We start from the raw sequence: 17,161 nt of genomic DNA, 5'->3' as shown, positions 1-17,161 counted from the left end.
GGAGACTCCTCAGCGGAGCCGGTCACCGAGTTCGGACACACGCGGGTCCTTTGGCCACCTTGCCTGCATCCGTCGGTGAAGCCCACGCAGCCGCGCCAGTAGCCGATCCGACCCCGTTCGCCGTGCGATCATCGCCGCCTCGTCGGCACTCGCGCACGCCTGTCCGACTTCGCCCGTCTGGAACAGGGCGAACGCCAAGTGGTAGATGTACTCGGCCGCCCATTGAGACCGCCTGCCGTCTCCCAGTGCGCTGATGCCGGCGGTCAGGTGGTCGATCGCCTTGCCGTTGAGCCGCTCGTTGTCGCGGCCCAGGAGGCGGTACGCCCAGCCGCGCTCAAGCAGGTAGAACGGCGCGGTGTAGTAGTAGATCCAAGGCGGTGTCCGGTCTCGGTGCTCCTCTACGGCTGCCGCCATCTCCGCGGCCTCGGCGAGTCGGCGTTCCGCCGTGGGGTCGCCCATGACGGCGAGCGCCCTTGCTTCCTGGTGGGCGTCGTACGCGCGCTGCCCGATCCACACGGACGGGTCGTGGGCGGCGACGCGGGACAGGCCGACGGCGGGCCCCATGTGGCCGAGCAGGAACGCGAGATGACCTTTGAAGCTGAAGGCTGTGGCGGCCATCGTCGCGTTGCCGGCCTCGGCCGCCCACTCCGATGCCCGGTCGAACCATCGGCTGGCCTGGTCGGCGTCGCCGGTGCTGGTGTGCAACCAGCCGAGAAACTCGGCCCATTGGGACGCGATGTCGACCAGACGCGGCCGGAGTGGGCCGCGGGCGTCGACGACAAGATCCTCAATGGTGGTGAGTTGGGCGGCGACGGGGGTGAGTAGCGGACCGGAGCCGAGGGCGTCTTCGGCGCGGCGCTGGGCGGCGAGAATGGTCGACAAAGAGTCCACCACCGCCGCGTCCACGCGGGATGGGCGGCGGGCGGTGAGCATGAGACGTTCCTCGTCGTCGGGGGTGAGTTCGCCGTCGATCCCGTGGGTCGGTGCTCTCCACTTGCGTTCGGTCCAGACGAGGTTGAGCAACTCGCCGTCGGTGTCGAGGGCGGTGTCAAGGAGCTCGGCCATCGCCAGGCTGGGGCGTTTGTGCCCGTTGAGGACCTTGGACAGGTATCCCGCGTCGTAGTGGATCTGCTTGGCGAGTCGGCGCAGGGAGATGCCGCGATCGTGCATGAGCGCACGCGCGTGCTCGCCGAAGGTCTCCATTCTCCCGCCCCTGTCTGAGGTCGAGTTGGCGGCCGTTGCCCCTTCCTCCTCGGACAACGGGCAACGCCTCCAACGTAACCCACCCTGACTGTGTGAATAGCTCTGTGTAGTCATCAGGTTACGCTCGCCTGGTTCTGCGGGAGGTCGCGGTCGGCGCGGGGTCAGGGTGTGCCGAGGCGCTGGCCGGTTAGGTAGGCGAGCACGGCCTTTACTCGGCGGTTGCTCGATGGCTCGCCGGAGATTCCGAGCTTGTGGAAGACGTTGCGGGTGTGGGTGTTGACGGTGGCGAGGGAGACGGCGAGTCGGTCGCCGATGCCGCGGTCGGACAGCCCCTGGGCCATCAGCGCCAGTACGTCGCGCTCACGGGGGGTGAGCCCGGAGAGGACGTCCTCGGTACGGCGGGGCGCGAGCAGGTGGGCGACCACCGCGGGGTCGATCGCGGTGCCGCCGCCGGCGACACGATGCAGCACCTCGTCGAACGACGCCGCGTTGAGCAGCCGTTCCTTGAGAAGGTAGCCGACCTTGGTGGTGCCGCCGTCGAGCAGTTCGGCGGCGTAGGAGCTTTCCAGGTAGTGCGACAGGACGAGGACGGCGGTGCCGCTTCGGCGGCGGATGGCGGCGGCGAGCCTGAGCCCCTCGGCGGTGAAGGTGGGCGGCAGCCTGATGTCCAGTACGGCCAGGTCGGGCCGGTGGCGGGCGACCATGCCCGGCACCTGGTCGGCGTGGGTGGCGACGGCGACCACCTGGTGACCGAGCCCTTCCAGGAGCCGGGTCAGGCCCTCCCGCTCGAGCAGGCCGTCGTCCGCGATCACCAGCCGCATGGCAGCTCCGCCGTCAACTCGGTGCCGCCTCCGGGCGGGCTGGACAGGTGCAGCGTCCCGTCGAGGGCGGCCACCCGGTCGGCGAGCCCGGCCAGCCCGGAGCCCGCCGCGAGGTCGGCGCCGCCGACCCCGTCGTCGCGTACCCGGACCGTCAGGCAGTCGCGGTCGTCGTCCAGCGACAGATGGATGTCGACCTGGGTGGCGTGTGCGTGCCGCATGACGTTGGTGAGGGCCTCGCTGATCAGGAAGTAGGCGGTGGCCTCCACCGCCGGGTCGAGCCGGGGCAGTTCGTCGGCGTGCAGCCGTACCGGTGTCCCGCTGCGCAGCGCGAGCTGCTGTACGGCCGTGAGCAGACCCTGCAGGGAGAGCGCGGCCGGATGGATGCCCCGGGCGAGTTCGCGCAGTTCCTCGGTCGCCGCCCGCAGCTCGGTCAGCGCCTCCTCCAGCAGGTCGCGGGTCTGCCGCGGGGTGGCGTGCTCGTCGAGGCTCTGACCGAGCATCGTCAGGGCCAGGCCCACCGCGAGCATGCGCTGCTGCGCGCCGTCGTGCAGGTCGCGCTCGATCTGGCGGCGCGCCTCGTCGCCCGCGGCCACCAGCCGGGCCCGGGACGCGCGGACCTCGGCGAGCTGCGCGCTCACCGCCGCCTGCAGCCGGACGTTCTCCAGCGCCAGACGCGCGGCCGCGCACACCGCCTCCAGGAGCGCGGGCTCGGACCGGAGGCCGGGATCGTGCAGGAGCACGGCCATGGGCTTGTCCGGGTCTCCCACGACGGTCATCCGGCGCGAGTCGCCGGTCAGGGGCGAGGGTATCGGCGAGCCGGTCGCGTCCACGTACGTCCGGTCGGCGCCCCCCACCTGCGGGTCCCCGACCGGGTAGGCGACCCGCAGGTGGGGGTCGCCGAGGGCCTCGGCCAGGGCGGAGTCGAGCCGGCCGGCGGGGGCCTCGGCGACCCGCCGCAGCAGATCCGACACCCGCGCCTCGTCCAGGCGCTGCCGGATCAGGCCGAGGAAGAAGGCCGCGGGGACGGCGAGCAGCGAGACGGACTGGGCCGCGGCCAGCGTGATGTTGACGACGCCGTTCCCGATGGCCGGGATCAGGGACACGGCGAGGTTGACGGCGGCCCACAGCCCGGCGGCTGTGATCATGGCCGTGGTGGGGAAGGCGAGGACGCGCCGCTGCCGGGGGCTCGCCCGCACGAAGCGCCGGGCGATGACGGACGCGCCGATCAGCACCATCGCCGCCGTGCCGATCGCGGCGGCGCGCCCGGCCCAGAGGGCCGCCTCGGGCCGGTCGATCAGGCTGATCGGCACGCACACGTCCCGGCACTCGCCCGCCGGCACGGCCGGCCCCACGACCACCAGCGCCAGTACGCAGGCCGCCCCGAAGGCGTACCCGGCCCGCATGACGATCCTGCCCGCCCGGTCGCCCACCGCGCCCGAGGGATAGGAGAGGAAGACGTGCGCGCCGAGCGGAAGCTGCAACGCCGTCAGCAGCATCGCCACCATGACCAGCACCCGGACCGCCGTGACGGAGCCGTCGAGCGCGAACGCGGCGGGTGCGTCGGCGGCCAGCAGCAGCCCCAGCAGCATCATCAGGTCGCCCATCCGGTTGTCCGGCTCCAGCCGGGCGACCAGGAACCCGGCGAGCAGCCACGCCGCGACCTGGACGAGCTCCTTGACGTAGAAGAGCACCGCGAAGCCGCCCCACCGGGCCGCCAGCCATGCGTCCAGCCCCACCAGCAGGGCACCGGCGACCGGCATCACCCGGCGCCGCCACGGTACGCGGGCCGTCATGGCGGTCCCAGTAATTCGGCCAGCGTGCGCGCGGTGAGCCGGTCCTTCGGCAGGAAGCCCCGGACGGGCGCCGTGTCGAGGCGGTCTCCCAGGTCCGCACGGGAGCGGGCGGAGATCAGCACGACGGCCGGTGGGTCGGGAAGCCCGGCGAGCCGCGCGGCCACGGCGAAACCGTCGAGGTCGGGAAGGAGGACGTCCAGCACGACGATGCTCGGGTGCAGCGCCTCGGCGCGGCGGATGCCCTCCGCGCCGTCGGCGGCCTCACCCACCACATCGAATCCCGCGGCCACCAGCAGCCGACGGGCCATGCGGCGGAACCCGGTGTGATCGTCCACCAGAAGCACTCCCGCGGCCACGTCTTGATGGTGACACCATGCCGCTGAAACGTCATGCCCCTGATGGAATTCATGGTTTTTCATGAGGCCGGTCCGGGCGAGCGCCGTGACAATCGCCGATATCGGTCGCGGGGTGGCGGCGCCGGGGTTCCGACGTCACCTCGTCCGCTGGTCACCCTCCCGTCAGTCCTAATTCCCAATGATTGAAAACGATTCGGATGCCCGCGCGCACCCCGGTCCATGACCGCCGATTCATCCGGCCCGATAAACCCCGACTGTCATCGCAATACATCACATTCTAGGAAGGTCTCCCATGTTCGGCGTAAAGGGTAGATATCACCGTTTAGGGTGCGCCCCCGGGAACGCCACCCACCAGGTGCGATGAGGGGTGTCGAGGTGCCGGGCTTCCCCGCCGTAACCGTCAGGACCGGCGTTCAGCAGTCGGCAGGTCCGTCCTCCAGTTTCGCGCGGGCCTCGACGATCCGTTCGAGCGTACGCCGCGACTGGCGGTCGAGCAGCAAGGTCTGGTCGACGGAACCGGTCTGGCGCCACGCCCATCGCTGGTGGCGGTCGCGGACCAGCAGGGCGATGATCCAGAACGGCCGCTCGGCCCCGATCAGCGTCGTGACGATGACCACCACGGCACCGGCGATCAGGCCGGGCGTACCGTGGTGGACGAGGGCCGCCACCGCGAAGGGCGAACCAGCCGCGCTCCCGCCGAGCAGGCCGGCGAGACGTGAGACGTCGCGTCGCATCCGCCTCACCCTTCCGCCGCCGCAGGCGTCCTGCCGCCCGCGTGGGCGGCGATGGTCAGGACCATGTGATTCCTCCTCGGGCCGAAGCCGTGTGGAGGGTCGGGAAAGGGACCCGGGAAATCTCCCCCTCTGCCGCCGAACTTTTTTCCAAGATTTTTTCGGGCCGCCCGCAGAGGAGCCTGCCGTGTCGGATGAGCAGCCCGGAAGCCGCTGGACCGACGCCGAGCTGGTGCGGGCGGCCGCCCACCCGCGATGCCCCGGGGAACGGGACGCCGCCCTCGGCGAGATCTGGAACCGCCACCACAGGCGCGTCACCGCGTTCTGCGCGCACCGCCTCGACGACATCCACGACACCGAGGACGTCGTGGCGCAGACCTTCATCGTCGCCTTCACGCAGTTGGTCAAGGGCCGCGCTCCCAACGACCCCGGCAGGCTGCTCCCATGGTTGTACGGCATCGCGCGCAACCGATGCCGTCAGGAGTGGCGGCGGCGCCGGCGCGTCGGCCCGATGCCCGAGTACGAGACCGAGGACGAGGACGCCGAGTACGAGCGGGCGAGCCGCGCCCGGCAGGTCGAGGTCGACCGGATGATGGCGATCGTCAAGATGACGCTCACCGATAACCAGCGCCGCATCCATGAACTGAGCGTGGAGCAACACCTCAGAGGCGTCGGGCTCGCCAAACGGCTGGGAGTCGGCGCGGCGGAGGCCGCGCGGCTCGCCTACGAGAACCAGAGCCGGCTGGTCAAGGGGTTCGGCGCGCTGGTGCTGGCCCGCGACGGCGGGGAGCACTGTCCCGCCCTGGCGAAGATCCTACGCGATCACGGCTGGGACGACACCCGGCAGAGGTTCACCGCCGCCCTGCGCCAGCGGATCATCCGCCATTTCGACGACTGCCCCATCTGCGACAACTGCCAGACCTGTGCCAAGCAGCGCAAACTCCTGATCGCGCCGTACGTCCCAGTGCTGATCCCGCCGCTGCTCGGCGCGGACCTGTACGAACGCGTCATCGCCGGTCTGCCGGACGACGGCGAGACCGACGACAAGACCGATCCTCCGGACGAAACCCGAGACGGCGGCGGAAACGACGACGAGGACGACGGCGGCGCCGGCGGCGGCGACGCCACCGAGGGCGAGCGCCCGCCGGCCGCGCGGGGCGGACGAAGGGCCAGGAACGCAGCCGCGGCTCTGATGGCGCTCGCCGTGCTCGTCGTGCTCCTCGTGGCCGGCGCGGGCGCCGCCGCTCTGGGCGTACTGCCGGGCTTCCAAAGGGTGGCGCTGCGGATCACCGTTCGCACCGCCGTCGCCGCCGTCACCGACATCCCGGGCGACCCCGCCGGCCCCTGCACCGTGGACATCGGCAACCTGAGCACCGATTGCACCAAGATCCTTTACGTGCCGAAGGGGGAGCGCACGCCGGTCACCGTCGTGCCCGAGGCCGGCAGCGCGATCACCCTGAGGTACTTCGGCTGCGACGACCGCTCCCCGTCGGGCGCGCCCTCCTGCGAGCTCACCCCCGTCGACGGGCGGGTCATCTGCATCACCACCTCCGATCCGCGCGACCTCCCCAACGCGGCCGAATGCCGCCGCCTGACGACCTGAACCCCGGCGAACCCGCACCCGGCGAGGCCCGGCGGAGCGGAACCCCCGACGAGAACCGACCAACGATGAGGAGGACCGATGCCACACCCCCGGAACCGGCTGATCGTCGGCGACAAAGTCGTCGAGATCGCCGCGGAACACGGCTCCGCAGTCGCCACGATCTCCACGGCCGACGAGGCGCCGCCACCGATACGGCGAGCGCGCCCTCCGGAGCTTCCGCCGCCGGGCGACGAGCCGATCGGGCGCGACCGCGACCGCGCCGCTGTCAAGCTGATGATCGCTCCTGGCGAGCCCGTGCAGATCCACGGTCCGCACGGCATCGGCAAGAGCACCCTGCTGCGCGCCCTCGCCCACGACCTGGCGGCGTCGGGCGAAGAGGTGATCTACCTGTACGGCGCGGGCCGCGAGCTGGACGACGTGCTCCAAGACCTGTTCGAGGCCCTGTACGACGCCCCTGCGCAGGCACCGAGCCGAGCGAGGGTGCGCGAACTGCTCCGCGGCATCTCGTCCGTGCTCCTGGTCGACGACCTGCAGTGCCCCGTCGACCAGTTCCGCGAATTCCTCGACGCCGGCTCCGGGATCGCCCTGGTGTTCACCGCGGCCAACCGGCAACGCCCCGTCGAGCAGGCCGTCGAACTCGGCGGCCTGGACCGGGAGGCCGCGTTCGAGCTGCTCGCACGCGAGCTCGGTCGGCCTCTGCGCGCGGAGGAGATGCCGGCGGCCGGCACCCTGTGGCGGTCGACGGGCGGCAGACCACTGGACCTGATCCGTGCCACGGCCCTCATCGCCGCTCTCGCCACCGCCGGCAACGAGACCCCCACCATCGGCCTTCTCTCAACCGCGCTTCTGCCGGGCGACCCTCCGCCAGGCGACCCTCTGTCGGACAACGCCGGCAGCGGGACCCCCGGCCGCCCGGACCCTTCGGACGACCCCGTTCGACTGCTGTACGACGGGCTCGGCCAGGATGGACGAGCCCTGCTCGCCCCCTTCGCGACCTTCCCGGCCGAACACGCCTCGGCCGGCCTGCTCACCGAACTCGCGGGCATGACGCAGTCCGCACCCGAGGCCGGCGCGGACCTGGTGCGGTCCGGCCTCTTGGTCGTCGACCGTCTTCCCGGCGGGGACGCCCGCTACCGCCTCGCCTCCGGAGTCGAGAACCGGCTGCCCGCCGCGGCCGTACTGCCCGCCGCGGCCGTCGCCGACCTTGCGGCCCGTCTCACCGCCTGGGCTCAGGCGCCCACGACCACGCCCTCGGCCATCTCCGCGAACGTCGGTCTGCTCGCCGCGATCGTCACGGCCGCCGCCGAGACCCGCCCCGACCTCGCCGTCGGGCTTGCCCGAGCCGCCGCGCCCGCCGCCGCCCGCTCGCTGCGCTGGGGCGGCTGGCGCAGGTTGCTGCGCGCCGGTCTGGCCGCCGCCGAGAAGGCCGGGGACACCCGAGCCGCCGCCTACTTCCAGCACGAACGCGGCATATCGCTGCTCGTCAAGGCCGCCCCCGGAGCCGCCGCCGCCCTCGCCGCCGCCGCGCAGCTGTGGCGACAGGCGGGCGACGCCGTCGGAGCGGCGATCACCATGCATGCGCAGACCGCCCTGGCCGTACCTCCGTTCCCCACTCCCACCGGCCCCATCACCTCACCGATCCCCACCGGCGCCGACGCGACCGCCATTTCCGCGACCGCCACTCCCACGACCGCCACCTCCACGGCCGCCACCTCCACGGCCGCCACCTCCACGACCGCCACGGGCGGCACGATCGTCAAAGCGGCCGTGATCAAGACGACCGTCGTCAAAGCGGCCCTGGCGGCCACCGGCCTCGGCGTGGTAGGCACCGGCGTCTACTACGCGGCACCGCCCATCGTCGACGCGATCACGGATCGTTCGGTCTCATCCCAGCGCGACCAGGCTCCGGACGACGGCCAGGCCGGAGGCGGCCGGCGCGACGGCGTGACCCCGCAACCAGGGGAATGCCTCCGGGTAACCCCCACGAGCCTGGACTTCGGCGTGGTCATCGGCAGCGCCCGGCAGCCGATCACCGTCGAGAACATCTGCCCTACGGCCCTCGACTCCGTCACCCTCACCGGCTCCGATCCCCGATTCGAGGTGGAGTCGCCATCCTGCGCCCAGGAGCCCCTCCCCAGCGGGCGGCCGTGCGAGATCGAGATCACCTACCGCCCGGGCCAGGCCACTCCCGCGTCCGCGACCCTTCAGGTGGCGGGAGGCGGCGGCACGGCCACCGTCATGCTCACCGGCAGAGGCGGGGTGCCCGTCCTCGCCGGCACCTTCCGCGCCACCGACTTCGACATGAGCTGCGCCGGGCACCAGCTCGACACCGAGACCTGCCTGTACGCGGTCAAGTCCATCCGACGCTCCTTGTCCCTGCTGCCCCCCTTCCGCCTGGACCCGGACCCCGCCTGCTCCACTCCTCCGTGCGCATACGACGTAGCCGGATACCCCGCCGCCGACGGCGGCCACGGCATCACCCCGGATCCCCAAGGATCCGGATACCTGCTCTCCGGTGGGTTGCTCGAAGCCGTGGTCGCCCAGATCTCCCAGGCGTACGGGGTGCGGCCCCCCGACGTCTCGGCCGTGACGGTTCAGCTGCGGCCGGTCGCCGACGGCGATGGCCCGGCAAGCGGCTTCGCCCTCAAGGGAACCCTCCCCTACGGGGGTGACGTCTTCACGTTCACCCTGACCTTCGACCGGGCCCCGTCCTGACATTCCGCACGGAGGACGGGACACAGCGGCGGTAGCCCGCCGGCGCGGTCAAGGCCGACCTTGACTCGGGAGAGCTCTCCTGGCGTGGATGGCGGTCAGCCGGGGTCGCCGGTGGGGCCGGGGCGGGGCACGAGCGTCGGCGGTGTCAGTTGCCCCGGCTGGGGCCAGTTGCCGAACGCCTCGGCGTAGCTGTGGCTCATGATCTCCAGCACGGTGCCCCATGGGTCGGTTGTGTACGCCAGCGTCCAGGGACGTCCCGGCACGAACTCGTACGGCGGTGCGATCAGCGTGCCGCCGGCCTCGACGACGCGGTTCACCATGAGCCGGACGTCGGGGTGGGTGACGCACAGGTGCCACTGGCCGCGGTCGAGGTAGGGCACCCGCTCCTCCCGTGGCCCGTGCACCGGCGGGTCGATGAACTGGAACAGTTCGACGCCCACGGAGTTGCCGGTGAGCAGGTGCGCCTGCCAGGCGCGGCGGAACCGGGGGCCGAACACCGCCGCGGCCTCCCCGTGCCCGCTCGACTCGAGCACCCGTGGGCCCATGATGAGGCGGAAACCGAACACCGCCTCGTACCAGTCGATGGCGGCGTGGATGTCGGGGACCGTGAGGCCGATGTGGTTGACGGCCAGCGGGACCTGCGGGGTGTCCGGCATCGGGATCTCCTTTGTGACGCGGCGCTCCGGCGGGCGGCGGCGAGGTCAGTCGAAGGGCGTGCGGCGGCCCTCGCGCACGTAGCTGCCGGTCTTGGAGATGTGTTCGTCGCTGTGCACCGATTTGCCCTTGGCCAGGTGGCCGAACATCTGGATGCCGAAGCCGCCGTCGAGGTCGTCCACGATGCGCTTCTTCCACGGCCGCCGGATGATCTGCGTCGTCAGGCGCCGGACCGTACGCGGCTGGCTCATGATGTGGTCGGCGATGGTGTACGCGCGGCCGACGAGCTCGGCGGCCGGCAGGATCTCGTTCACCATGCCGTACTCCAGCGCCGTGCGGGCGTCGATCGACTCGCCCGTCAGCAGCGCGTACGCCGCCCGCTTCACCCCCAGCAGCTCCTGGAAGCAACTGTGGATCCCGTCGCCGGGCACGGAGCTGATGCCGTAGTGCAGGTCGTAGATGCGCGCGTCGTCCGCCATCAGCGTCAGGTCGCACATCAGCAGCACCTCGGAGTGGTACCCGTCGCCGTTGATCAGGCCGATCGTCGGGATCTCCAGGTCGTTGACCAGGCTGCTCACGTTGATGCGGCCGTCCTTATAGGCGTACTCGTACGCCCAGTGCTCCAGGTCCTCCTCCTCGAGCGCGAATCCGGTGGGGTCGGAGCCCATCATCCAGTCGGGCCCGGAACCGGTGAGGATGAGCAGCTCGTTCTCCGGGTCCGCGCCGACCGTCTTGAGGAACTGGCCGAGGGCACGGTGGTTCTGCACGCTCAACTGGACCGAGCCGCCGCGGGTGTGGGCTCGGGCGAGGAGCACCCCGTCCTCACGTCGCTCCATGGTGAAGAAGTCCTTGAAGTGCTCCTTGTACTCCTCGAACCTCGGGGTGGGGAGGAACTCCTGCAGTGACATGTCTGCCTCCGTTATGTGGTGGGTTGAGCAAGGCAAGGGGCTGATGCCCTGGCCGGTGTCTCCGGCGGTGCCTCAGTCGGTGTTCTTGGCGGTGTTCTTGGCGGTGTTCTTAGCGGTGTTTCTGGTGGCGGCCTGGTCGTCTGCGGCACGGCCTCGGGTGACCTCGGCGACGCAGGCCCAGTCCAGGTCCGCGCCGATCTGCTCGACCGCGGCCTCGAAGACCTCGCGCAGGACCGGGCCGGTGGGGAGCGGGACCTTGGCGTCCTCGGCGGCGTTGAGGGCCAGCATGAGGTCCTTGAGCCCGAGCCGGCTGGTGAATCCGGGGGGCGTGTAGGCGCCGGCGGCGATCGCGCGGCCGTAGCCGCCGTACACCGGGCCTGGGAATATGGAGTCGTTGATCAGCTCGACGAACCGCTCCCCGTCCAGGCCGTGCCGTTCCAGCAAGGTGATCGACTCGGCCAGGGCCTGCAGCGCGTGCACGATCAGGTAGTTGACGGAGATCTTGGCGGTGACGGCCGACGGCGCCTGCGGCCCGAAGTCCCACGACGCGGCGGGGCGTCGCGGGGCCGGAGCCCGCGGCCGTGGTGGTGGTGTTCATCGGTTCCTCCCTGTCGTGCCTACCTACGTAATGGCCGTTACCCCTGGTCAGACGCCAAACCGGCGGCCGCGGGCCCGGCGGGTCGGTCGGGTGATGCCGCGCGGGGCCAGCAGCGCCACCGCGATCAGGAGGAGACCGAAGATGAGCTGGTCCCAGACGCCCTGCATCCGTACGAACAGCTGCGTGGCGAGGAACTGGGTCAGGACCGCGCCGGCGACGGGGCCGTACCAGGTGCCCTTGCCGCCGAGGATCACGGCCACGACCACCGCGAGCGAGACGCGGAAGTCGAAGGTCCCCGTCGGCTCGATGTAGAGCGACTGTGCCGCGTACAGGGAGCCGGCGGCGCCGGCGATGGCCGCGCCCACCGCGAGCGCCACCACCTTGAGCCGCAGCGTCGGCACGCCCAGCACCTCGGCCGCGTCCTCGTCCTCCCGTACGGCCACCAGGGCGCTGAACCACCGCGTCCGCTCGCTCACCCAGCAGATGGCGACGCTGATGGCGGCGAGCGCCAGGAAGAGGAAGAAGAACAGCCGCGTGGACGCCGACAGGGAGTCCGCGACCGGCGGGAGGAACAGCCCCACGGACCCGCCGGTGATCCCCAGCACGTTCGCCAGCTCCTTGGCCGCCAGCGTGAGCACGAACGTGGCCACCGCGAAGTAGTCGCCGCGTAGCCGAAACCCCGGGATGCCGATCAGGACGGAGACGGCCCCCGCGACCAGCGCGGCGAGGGGGAGGGTGACCAGGGCGTTCACGCCGGTTCCCGTCACGGCGATCGCGGTGGTGTAGGCGCCGATCCCGAGGAAGATGACGGTGCCGAAGTTCAGGTATCCGGCGTAGCCGCCCAGGAGGTTCCACCCCTCCGCGAGCGCGATGTACATCAGGACGGTGCTCGCGATGCGCAGGCCGGCGACGTCGCCGGTGACGGCGCCCCAGATGCCCGTCGCGGCGAGAAGCGCGAGCGGCGCCGCGACCTTGAGCGCGGGGTGCCGCAGGACGGCCGCGGCCGTGTGCCACCGCGGGCGTACGGAGGCATGGGTGTGGCTGTTCACGGGGTTGTTCACGGGACTGTTCACGGGACTGTTCACGGGACTGTTCGCGGGCTGTTCACGGGGCTCGTCACAGGGCTCGCTCCTTCGCGGCGGACAGGCCGCCGCCGCGCGCGACCATGGCGAGGACGAGCAGGCCGTAGACGACGACGGAGACCCAGGTCAGCGGCAGCAGCTCGTTGAGTACGGCCTGGCCCATGCCGAGCGCCAGGCCGCCCACGGCGGCGTTGACGACCCCGCCCGTGCCGCCGAGCAGGACGACGATGAAGGCGTACGCCAGCCACTGGGTCTGGGTCTGCACGGAGAACGGGAAGACGCCGGCGAGGAGGACCCCCGAGGACGCGGCCAGGGCCATGCTGATGCCGAAGACGACGGTGGTGTAACGGTCGGCGTTGACGCCGAGGATGCGCGCGGCGTCGGGATGCTGCGACAGAGCCTGGACCGCCCGGCCGAACATGGTGAACCTGATGACCGCCCAGATGATGAGGAGGAGGCCCGCGGCCGCGGCGGCGGCGACCGCGTAGTCGGTGCGCACGGTCACGCCGGCGAACGAGGAGAGGTGCTCGCTGAAGCTCAGTGTCAGGGTCCGGGTGTCGCTGCGCCAGACCTGCACCGCCACGGCCTGCAGCAGGAGCATGGCCCCGAACAGCACGAGCAGGCCCGACTCCGGCGAGACGCGCTGGGCCCGGCGCACCAGACCCACGTGCAGGACGACCCCGGCCACGAACCCGAGGGGGATCGACAGCGCGAGTGCGACGCCGACGGACAGGCCCCAGGTCCGGACGACCTCGAAGGCGAGGATGGACCCGCCCACCACGGCGAGCCCGTGGGTGAGGTTCAGGATGCCGAGCACGCCCAGCGACAACGTCATGCCCAGCCCCACCAGGGTGTAGATCATCCCGAGCAGGACGCCCACCGTCAGCACCTGTGCCACCCCCTGTGCCACCACGGTCATGACGCGCCTCCCCGGGCCGCGCGGGCGGACGGGGCGTCGCCGCCGGGCGACAGCCAGCTCCTGACGAGCGCGTCCAGGTCGGCGCCGAGTTCGCGGGAGGTGCCCGAGGAGACGCACCTGCCGGACTGCAGCACGTGCACCACGTCCGCGATGGCGAGCGCGGGCCGCAGGTCCTGGTCGACGAGGACGACCGTACGCCCCTCGTCGCGCAGCGCCTCCAGCTCCTGGTACATCGTGGCCGCGACGGCGGGCGCCACCCCGGCGGAGGGCTCGTCGACCAGGACCACGGCGGGGTCGGGCACCAGGGCGCGCGCCAGTTCCAGGATGCGCTGCTGGCCGCCGGACAGGCTGCCCGCCGGCGCGCCGCGCTTGTCGGCGAGGACGGGGTAGCGGTCGAGCAGCTCCTGGATCGTCCGTCGCGCGCGCCGCCGCTCGCGCCGGATGGGCCAGGCGCCGACCAGCAGGTTGTCCTGCACCGACATCGCCGGGAAGACCGAGTGGCCCTGGGGGACGAAGCCGATGCCCATGCCGCTGCGCAGGTGGGGCGGCCCGGCGCCGATGGACGTCCGCGAGGAGCCGTCGATCAGCCAGACCTCGCCCCTGCTCGGGCGGAGAAACCCGGCGAGCACCCGCAGCGCGGTCGACTTGCCCGACCCGTTCGGGCCGATGATCACGCTGATCTTCCCGGCGGGGGCGTGCAGGCTGAGCCCGTCGAGGATCGGCTGGTCGGCGAAGTACTCGGCGGTCACCTCGTCGAGCGCGACCGCGAGGCCGCGAGGGCGAGTGGTCATGCCGCTCCTTCCAGGGGGGCGCCGAGGTACGCCTCGATGACCGACGGGTCCGCGCACACCTCTTCCGGCGCGCCCTCGACGAGGACCTCGCCCTGGGCCATGCACACGAACCGGTCCGAGAGGGACACCAGCTCGGGCACCTCGTGGCTCACCACCAGGAACGCCGTGCCCAGGTCCCTGGCGGCGTGCTGGATCTGGGCGTACAGGGCCTCCTTGACCGCGGGGTGCACGCCCGCGAACGGCTCGTCCATCAGCACGACGACCGGCCGCTGGACCATGACCCGCGCGAATTCGACCAGTTTGCGCTGGCCCCCGGACAGCTCGCTCGCCACCCGGTGGGCGAACCCGCCGAGCCCGGTCAGCTCGATCCACTCGTGCGCCCGCGCCGCCATGCTCCTGGTGGCGGCCGGGCTCGCCCGGTGGGCGACGGGGACGTACATGTTCTCCAGTACCGTCAGCGTCGAGAACACCCGCGGGTTCTGGAACGTGCGCCCGACGCCCAGGGCGGCCACCGCGTGGGCGGGCTTGCGGGCGATCTCACGGCCGAGCAGCTTGATCGATCCCTTGCCGGGCCGGATCGCGCCGCAGAGGAGGTTGATCGTGGTGGTCTTGCCGGATCCGTTCGGCCCGATCACCCCGAGGACCTCGCCCCGGTGAAGCCGCAGGGCGACGTCACGGACCGCCTGGACGCCGCCGAACCGCCTGGACAGGCCCTCGGCTTCGAGCACCGGGCCGTCCGGTGTCTCGGGTGTCTCGTGGCCGCGCCTCACTTGGCCACCGCCAGGTCGTGGTCGGCCAGCTCCTTCGGCCAGATCGGGAAGGTCTTGCCGCCGATCGTCTGCACGATGACCTGGGAGTAGGGCACCGTGCCGTTGGGGTTGAACTTGATCTTGCCGACGGCGGTGTCGAAGGTATGCGAGTAGATGTACTCGCGCAGCCGGTCCTGGTCGGTGGTGCCGGCGCCCGCGATCGCCTGCTGCACGACCTGCAGGGTGGCGTACGCGACGATCGCGTACGCCGGGATCACCTCTTCGCCGCGCGATTTGGAGAGGGCGGCCAGCTCGTCCAGCCCTTTGAAGCCCTGGCTCGGCCAGCCGGTCGTGGTGCCGAGCACGCCCTCGGCGGCGGCCCCGACCCCCGACCAGGTCGGCAGGGTGCTCACCTGAGACCCGCAGGCGCAGGTCAGCTTGGGCGTGAACTCCTGCGTGTGCGCGGCCTTCAGGATCCGGACCGAGTCCTCCGGGAGGCCGAGGACGAGGAACAGATCGACGCGCGCCGCCTTGGCGGAGTTGATCGCCGAGGTGAAGTCGGTGGTGTCGGAGCTGTACTCCTCGTTGTAGACGACCTTCATCCCGGCGTCCTCGGCGTAGCGGATCGCGCCGTTCTTGCCCCCGTTGCCGTCGCGGGCCGCCAGCGTGAACGGGTTGTTCAGCGTCAGGATGCCGACGCGCGACGGCCGCTGATCCGCGGGGAGGGTCTTGATCGCCTCGAAGACGCCGCGGGTGTACTGACTCTCCATGTACGGATATGTCCCGACCATCCACCCCTTGGCCTCGTCCGAGAGCGGCTCGCTCGGGAACCCGCCGTTGAACAGGATCTTCCCGCCGGAGCGGGCGAGCGGGACGATCGGGGTGCCGACGTAGGTGGAGTACGGCGCCAGCAGGATGTCGACCTGATCGGTCGTCAGCAGGGACTGGTAAAGGGTCTGCGCGGTGGCGGGCGTGCTGTCGTCGTTCTTGATGATCATCTCCACCTTGCGACCCGAGATGCCGCCGGCCTTGTTCACCTGCGCGGCCCACATGTCGTAGATGGCCTTGTACTCGCCCGCCGGGCCCGCGAGCGCGCCGGTCAGCCCCAGGGTGCCGCCGATCTTGATCGGTCCGTCCGGCTCCTTCGCCGCCTCACCGCCGGCGCAGGCGGACAGCGTGAACGTGCCCAGCACCACGGCGGCGACGATCGTTCGGCGGACCGCTTGGGCGTACCACTTGGGCATGGGGGGCCTCCTGTTTCGAGACGTGACCTCGGTCACCCCTTGTGTGCGCCTACATGAAACGCTGTGTGCAGCACCACTGTCAAGATGTGGTTATTAGGTGAGTACGACTGCACTTTGTTTACTGAAACGCAGCATGACAGAATGTCGTGCGGGCAGGTGGACGCCTGCTCTCCCCGAGATGTGCAACTGGAGGAAACGATGTCGAGTGAGACGTCGGTGGCGGAGGACGTGCTCGGCCCCGGCAGCGAGGAACCGGCCGGGCCGGGGCTCGGGCTGGGCGTCCGCCTGCGCAGGGTCCGGACCGAGCGTTCGCTCACCATCCGCGAGCTCGCCCGGCGTACCGGATGCTCTCCCAGCCTCATCTCCCAGATCGAGCGCGGGCACAGCGCCCCGTCGGCTCAGGTGCTGTACGCGCTGGCGAACGAGCTGCGCGTCAGCCTGGACTACCTCTTCGGCTTCGGCGAGGTGGCCCCGGCCAGGGCGGGCTCCGATCACGACCCCGCCACGGCTGTAGAGCGCGACAGGGAGAGTGACAGGGAGAGCGACAGGCAGCAGCGCGACGATGGCGTGTCCTACCTGACCAACGCGTGGGGGCGGGCCAAGGACTCATCCGGCACGGGCATCATCCAGCGGGCGCAGACCCGCCGGCGCATCGAGCTGTCCAGCGGCGTCCGCTGGGAGCGGCTGACGCCCGACGCCGACGGCGTCGTCGACTTCCTCGAAGTCGTGTACCAGCCCGGCGGGCACTCAAGCGACAACCACAAGGCGGTCCGCCACGAGGGACGGGAGTACCTGCTCATCCTTGAGGGCACGCTGCACGCCGACATCGGCTTCGAGACCTACGCCATGCACGCGGGCGACTCCGCCGCCTTCGACCCGCTGATCCCGCACCAGTTCCGCAACGAGACCGACCAGATGGTCCGGGCCGTCTCCTTCATCGTGCAGACGGACAACGGATAGTTCCGTCGGCCGCGGCCTCCCGGCACGCCGCGGC

Annotated in this window: 16 protein-coding genes; 3 read left to right on the top strand and 13 right to left on the bottom strand. The window is 71.3% G+C overall.

Going from position 1 to position 17,161, the window contains the following annotated elements; all coding sequences use genetic code 11:
* Positions 1 to 9 precede the first annotated feature (9 nt).
* The 5 genes from AB0K60_RS28345 to AB0K60_RS28325 all read right to left on the bottom strand — a co-directional run bounded on the left by AB0K60_RS28345 (position 10) and on the right by AB0K60_RS28325 (position 4,907).
* Entirely contained in the window at positions 10 to 1,203 is a 1,194-nt protein-coding gene (locus tag AB0K60_RS28345) for a helix-turn-helix transcriptional regulator (RefSeq protein ID WP_364061555.1), read from the bottom strand.
* A 161-nt stretch (positions 1,204 to 1,364) separates the two neighbouring features.
* Positions 1,365 to 2,024 carry a response regulator transcription factor gene (locus tag AB0K60_RS28340; RefSeq protein WP_364061552.1) on the bottom strand — a complete coding sequence of 220 codons (660 nt, stop codon included), beginning with the start codon at positions 2,022 to 2,024 and terminating at the stop codon, positions 1,365 to 1,367.
* A complete protein-coding gene (locus tag AB0K60_RS28335) occupies positions 2,012 to 3,817 on the bottom strand; it encodes a sensor histidine kinase (RefSeq protein ID WP_364061549.1) in 1,806 nt (601 codons plus the stop codon). The genes AB0K60_RS28340 and AB0K60_RS28335 overlap by 13 nt, the downstream gene beginning before the upstream one ends.
* Positions 3,814 to 4,173, bottom strand: a complete 360-nt coding sequence (locus tag AB0K60_RS28330) for a response regulator transcription factor (protein WP_364061546.1) — start codon at positions 4,171 to 4,173, stop codon at positions 3,814 to 3,816. Before AB0K60_RS28330 ends, AB0K60_RS28335 begins: the two co-directional genes overlap by 4 nt.
* 413 nt (positions 4,174 to 4,586) lie before the next feature.
* Positions 4,587 to 4,907: a hypothetical protein gene (locus tag AB0K60_RS28325; protein WP_364061543.1), complete on the bottom strand. Its 321-nt coding sequence runs from the start codon at positions 4,905 to 4,907 to the stop codon at positions 4,587 to 4,589.
* Positions 4,908 to 5,091: 184 nt separating this feature from the next.
* Here AB0K60_RS28325 and AB0K60_RS28320 point away from each other — a divergent pair, with 184 nt between their 5' ends.
* Positions 5,092 to 6,507: a sigma-70 family RNA polymerase sigma factor gene (locus tag AB0K60_RS28320; protein ID WP_364061540.1), complete on the top strand. Its 1,416-nt coding sequence runs from the start codon at positions 5,092 to 5,094 to the stop codon at positions 6,505 to 6,507.
* A gap of 78 nt (positions 6,508 to 6,585) precedes the next feature.
* On the top strand, positions 6,586 to 9,222 hold the full coding sequence (locus AB0K60_RS28315; protein ID WP_364061537.1) for a hypothetical protein: 2,637 nt from the start codon (positions 6,586 to 6,588) through the stop codon (positions 9,220 to 9,222).
* Between the two features lie 95 nt (positions 9,223 to 9,317).
* On the opposite strand, the gene AB0K60_RS28310 is transcribed toward AB0K60_RS28315, so the two are convergent.
* The 8 genes from AB0K60_RS28310 to AB0K60_RS28275 form a co-directional block, all read right to left on the bottom strand.
* Positions 9,318 to 9,878 (bottom strand): VOC family protein, encoded by a 561-nt coding sequence (locus AB0K60_RS28310; protein ID WP_364061534.1) that lies wholly within the window; start codon positions 9,876 to 9,878, stop codon positions 9,318 to 9,320.
* A gap of 45 nt (positions 9,879 to 9,923) precedes the next feature.
* Positions 9,924 to 10,784, bottom strand: coding sequence for an enoyl-CoA hydratase/isomerase family protein (locus tag AB0K60_RS28305; RefSeq protein WP_364061531.1), 861 nt, complete (start codon positions 10,782 to 10,784; stop codon positions 9,924 to 9,926).
* A 72-nt stretch (positions 10,785 to 10,856) separates the two neighbouring features.
* Positions 10,857 to 11,285: an NAD-binding protein gene (locus AB0K60_RS28300; protein WP_364061859.1), complete on the bottom strand. Its 429-nt coding sequence runs from the start codon at positions 11,283 to 11,285 to the stop codon at positions 10,857 to 10,859.
* A gap of 144 nt (positions 11,286 to 11,429) precedes the next feature.
* Positions 11,430 to 12,455, bottom strand: a complete 1,026-nt coding sequence (locus tag AB0K60_RS28295; RefSeq protein WP_364061528.1) for a branched-chain amino acid ABC transporter permease — start codon at positions 12,453 to 12,455, stop codon at positions 11,430 to 11,432.
* A gap of 43 nt (positions 12,456 to 12,498) precedes the next feature.
* Positions 12,499 to 13,383, bottom strand: coding sequence for a branched-chain amino acid ABC transporter permease (locus tag AB0K60_RS28290; RefSeq protein WP_364061525.1), 885 nt, complete (start codon positions 13,381 to 13,383; stop codon positions 12,499 to 12,501).
* Positions 13,380 to 14,174: an ATP-binding cassette domain-containing protein gene (locus tag AB0K60_RS28285; RefSeq protein WP_364061522.1), complete on the bottom strand. Its 795-nt coding sequence runs from the start codon at positions 14,172 to 14,174 to the stop codon at positions 13,380 to 13,382. Before AB0K60_RS28285 ends, AB0K60_RS28290 begins: the two co-directional genes overlap by 4 nt.
* Positions 14,171 to 14,944: an ABC transporter ATP-binding protein gene (locus AB0K60_RS28280; protein ID WP_364061519.1), complete on the bottom strand. Its 774-nt coding sequence runs from the start codon at positions 14,942 to 14,944 to the stop codon at positions 14,171 to 14,173. Before AB0K60_RS28280 ends, AB0K60_RS28285 begins: the two co-directional genes overlap by 4 nt.
* Positions 14,941 to 16,167 (bottom strand): amino acid ABC transporter substrate-binding protein, encoded by a 1,227-nt coding sequence (locus AB0K60_RS28275; RefSeq protein WP_364061516.1) that lies wholly within the window; start codon positions 16,165 to 16,167, stop codon positions 14,941 to 14,943. Before AB0K60_RS28275 ends, AB0K60_RS28280 begins: the two co-directional genes overlap by 4 nt.
* A 198-nt stretch (positions 16,168 to 16,365) precedes the next feature.
* On the opposite strand from AB0K60_RS28275, the gene AB0K60_RS28270 reads away from it, so the two are divergent.
* Positions 16,366 to 17,127 carry a helix-turn-helix domain-containing protein gene (locus AB0K60_RS28270; protein ID WP_364061513.1) on the top strand — a complete coding sequence of 254 codons (762 nt, stop codon included), beginning with the start codon at positions 16,366 to 16,368 and terminating at the stop codon, positions 17,125 to 17,127.
* The last annotated feature ends 34 nt before the right edge of the window (positions 17,128 to 17,161 follow it).

This window comes from Thermopolyspora sp. NPDC052614, from assembly GCF_040678635.1.
In the GTDB taxonomy this organism is placed as follows: domain Bacteria; phylum Actinomycetota; class Actinomycetes; order Streptosporangiales; family Streptosporangiaceae; genus Thermopolyspora.
The sequence above is the reverse complement of the archived record's forward strand: the minus strand, read 5'-3'. Positions and strand labels throughout refer to the sequence as shown.

Bases quoted from the DNA above. Each gene is read 5' to 3' on its own strand.
- AB0K60_RS28325 (WP_364061543.1), bottom strand. From the start codon at position 4,907: ATGCGACGCGACGTCTCACGTCTCGCCGGCCTGCTCGGCGGGAGCGCG.
- AB0K60_RS28310 (WP_364061534.1), bottom strand. From the start codon at position 9,878: ATGCCGGACACCCCGCAGGTCCCGCTGGCCGTCAACCACATCGGCCTC.
- AB0K60_RS28345 (WP_364061555.1), bottom strand. From the start codon at position 1,203: ATGGAGACCTTCGGCGAGCACGCGCGTGCGCTCATGCACGATCGCGGC.
- AB0K60_RS28340 (WP_364061552.1), bottom strand. From the start codon at position 2,024: ATGCGGCTGGTGATCGCGGACGACGGCCTGCTCGAGCGGGAGGGCCTG.
- AB0K60_RS28290 (WP_364061525.1), bottom strand. From the start codon at position 13,383: ATGACCGTGGTGGCACAGGGGGTGGCACAGGTGCTGACGGTGGGCGTC.
- AB0K60_RS28270 (WP_364061513.1), top strand. From the start codon at position 16,366: ATGTCGAGTGAGACGTCGGTGGCGGAGGACGTGCTCGGCCCCGGCAGC.
- AB0K60_RS28305 (WP_364061531.1), bottom strand. From the start codon at position 10,784: ATGTCACTGCAGGAGTTCCTCCCCACCCCGAGGTTCGAGGAGTACAAG.
- AB0K60_RS28335 (WP_364061549.1), bottom strand. From the start codon at position 3,817: ATGACGGCCCGCGTACCGTGGCGGCGCCGGGTGATGCCGGTCGCCGGT.
- AB0K60_RS28285 (WP_364061522.1), bottom strand. From the start codon at position 14,174: ATGACCACTCGCCCTCGCGGCCTCGCGGTCGCGCTCGACGAGGTGACC.
- AB0K60_RS28275 (WP_364061516.1), bottom strand. From the start codon at position 16,167: ATGCCCAAGTGGTACGCCCAAGCGGTCCGCCGAACGATCGTCGCCGCC.
- AB0K60_RS28315 (WP_364061537.1), top strand. From the start codon at position 6,586: ATGCCACACCCCCGGAACCGGCTGATCGTCGGCGACAAAGTCGTCGAG.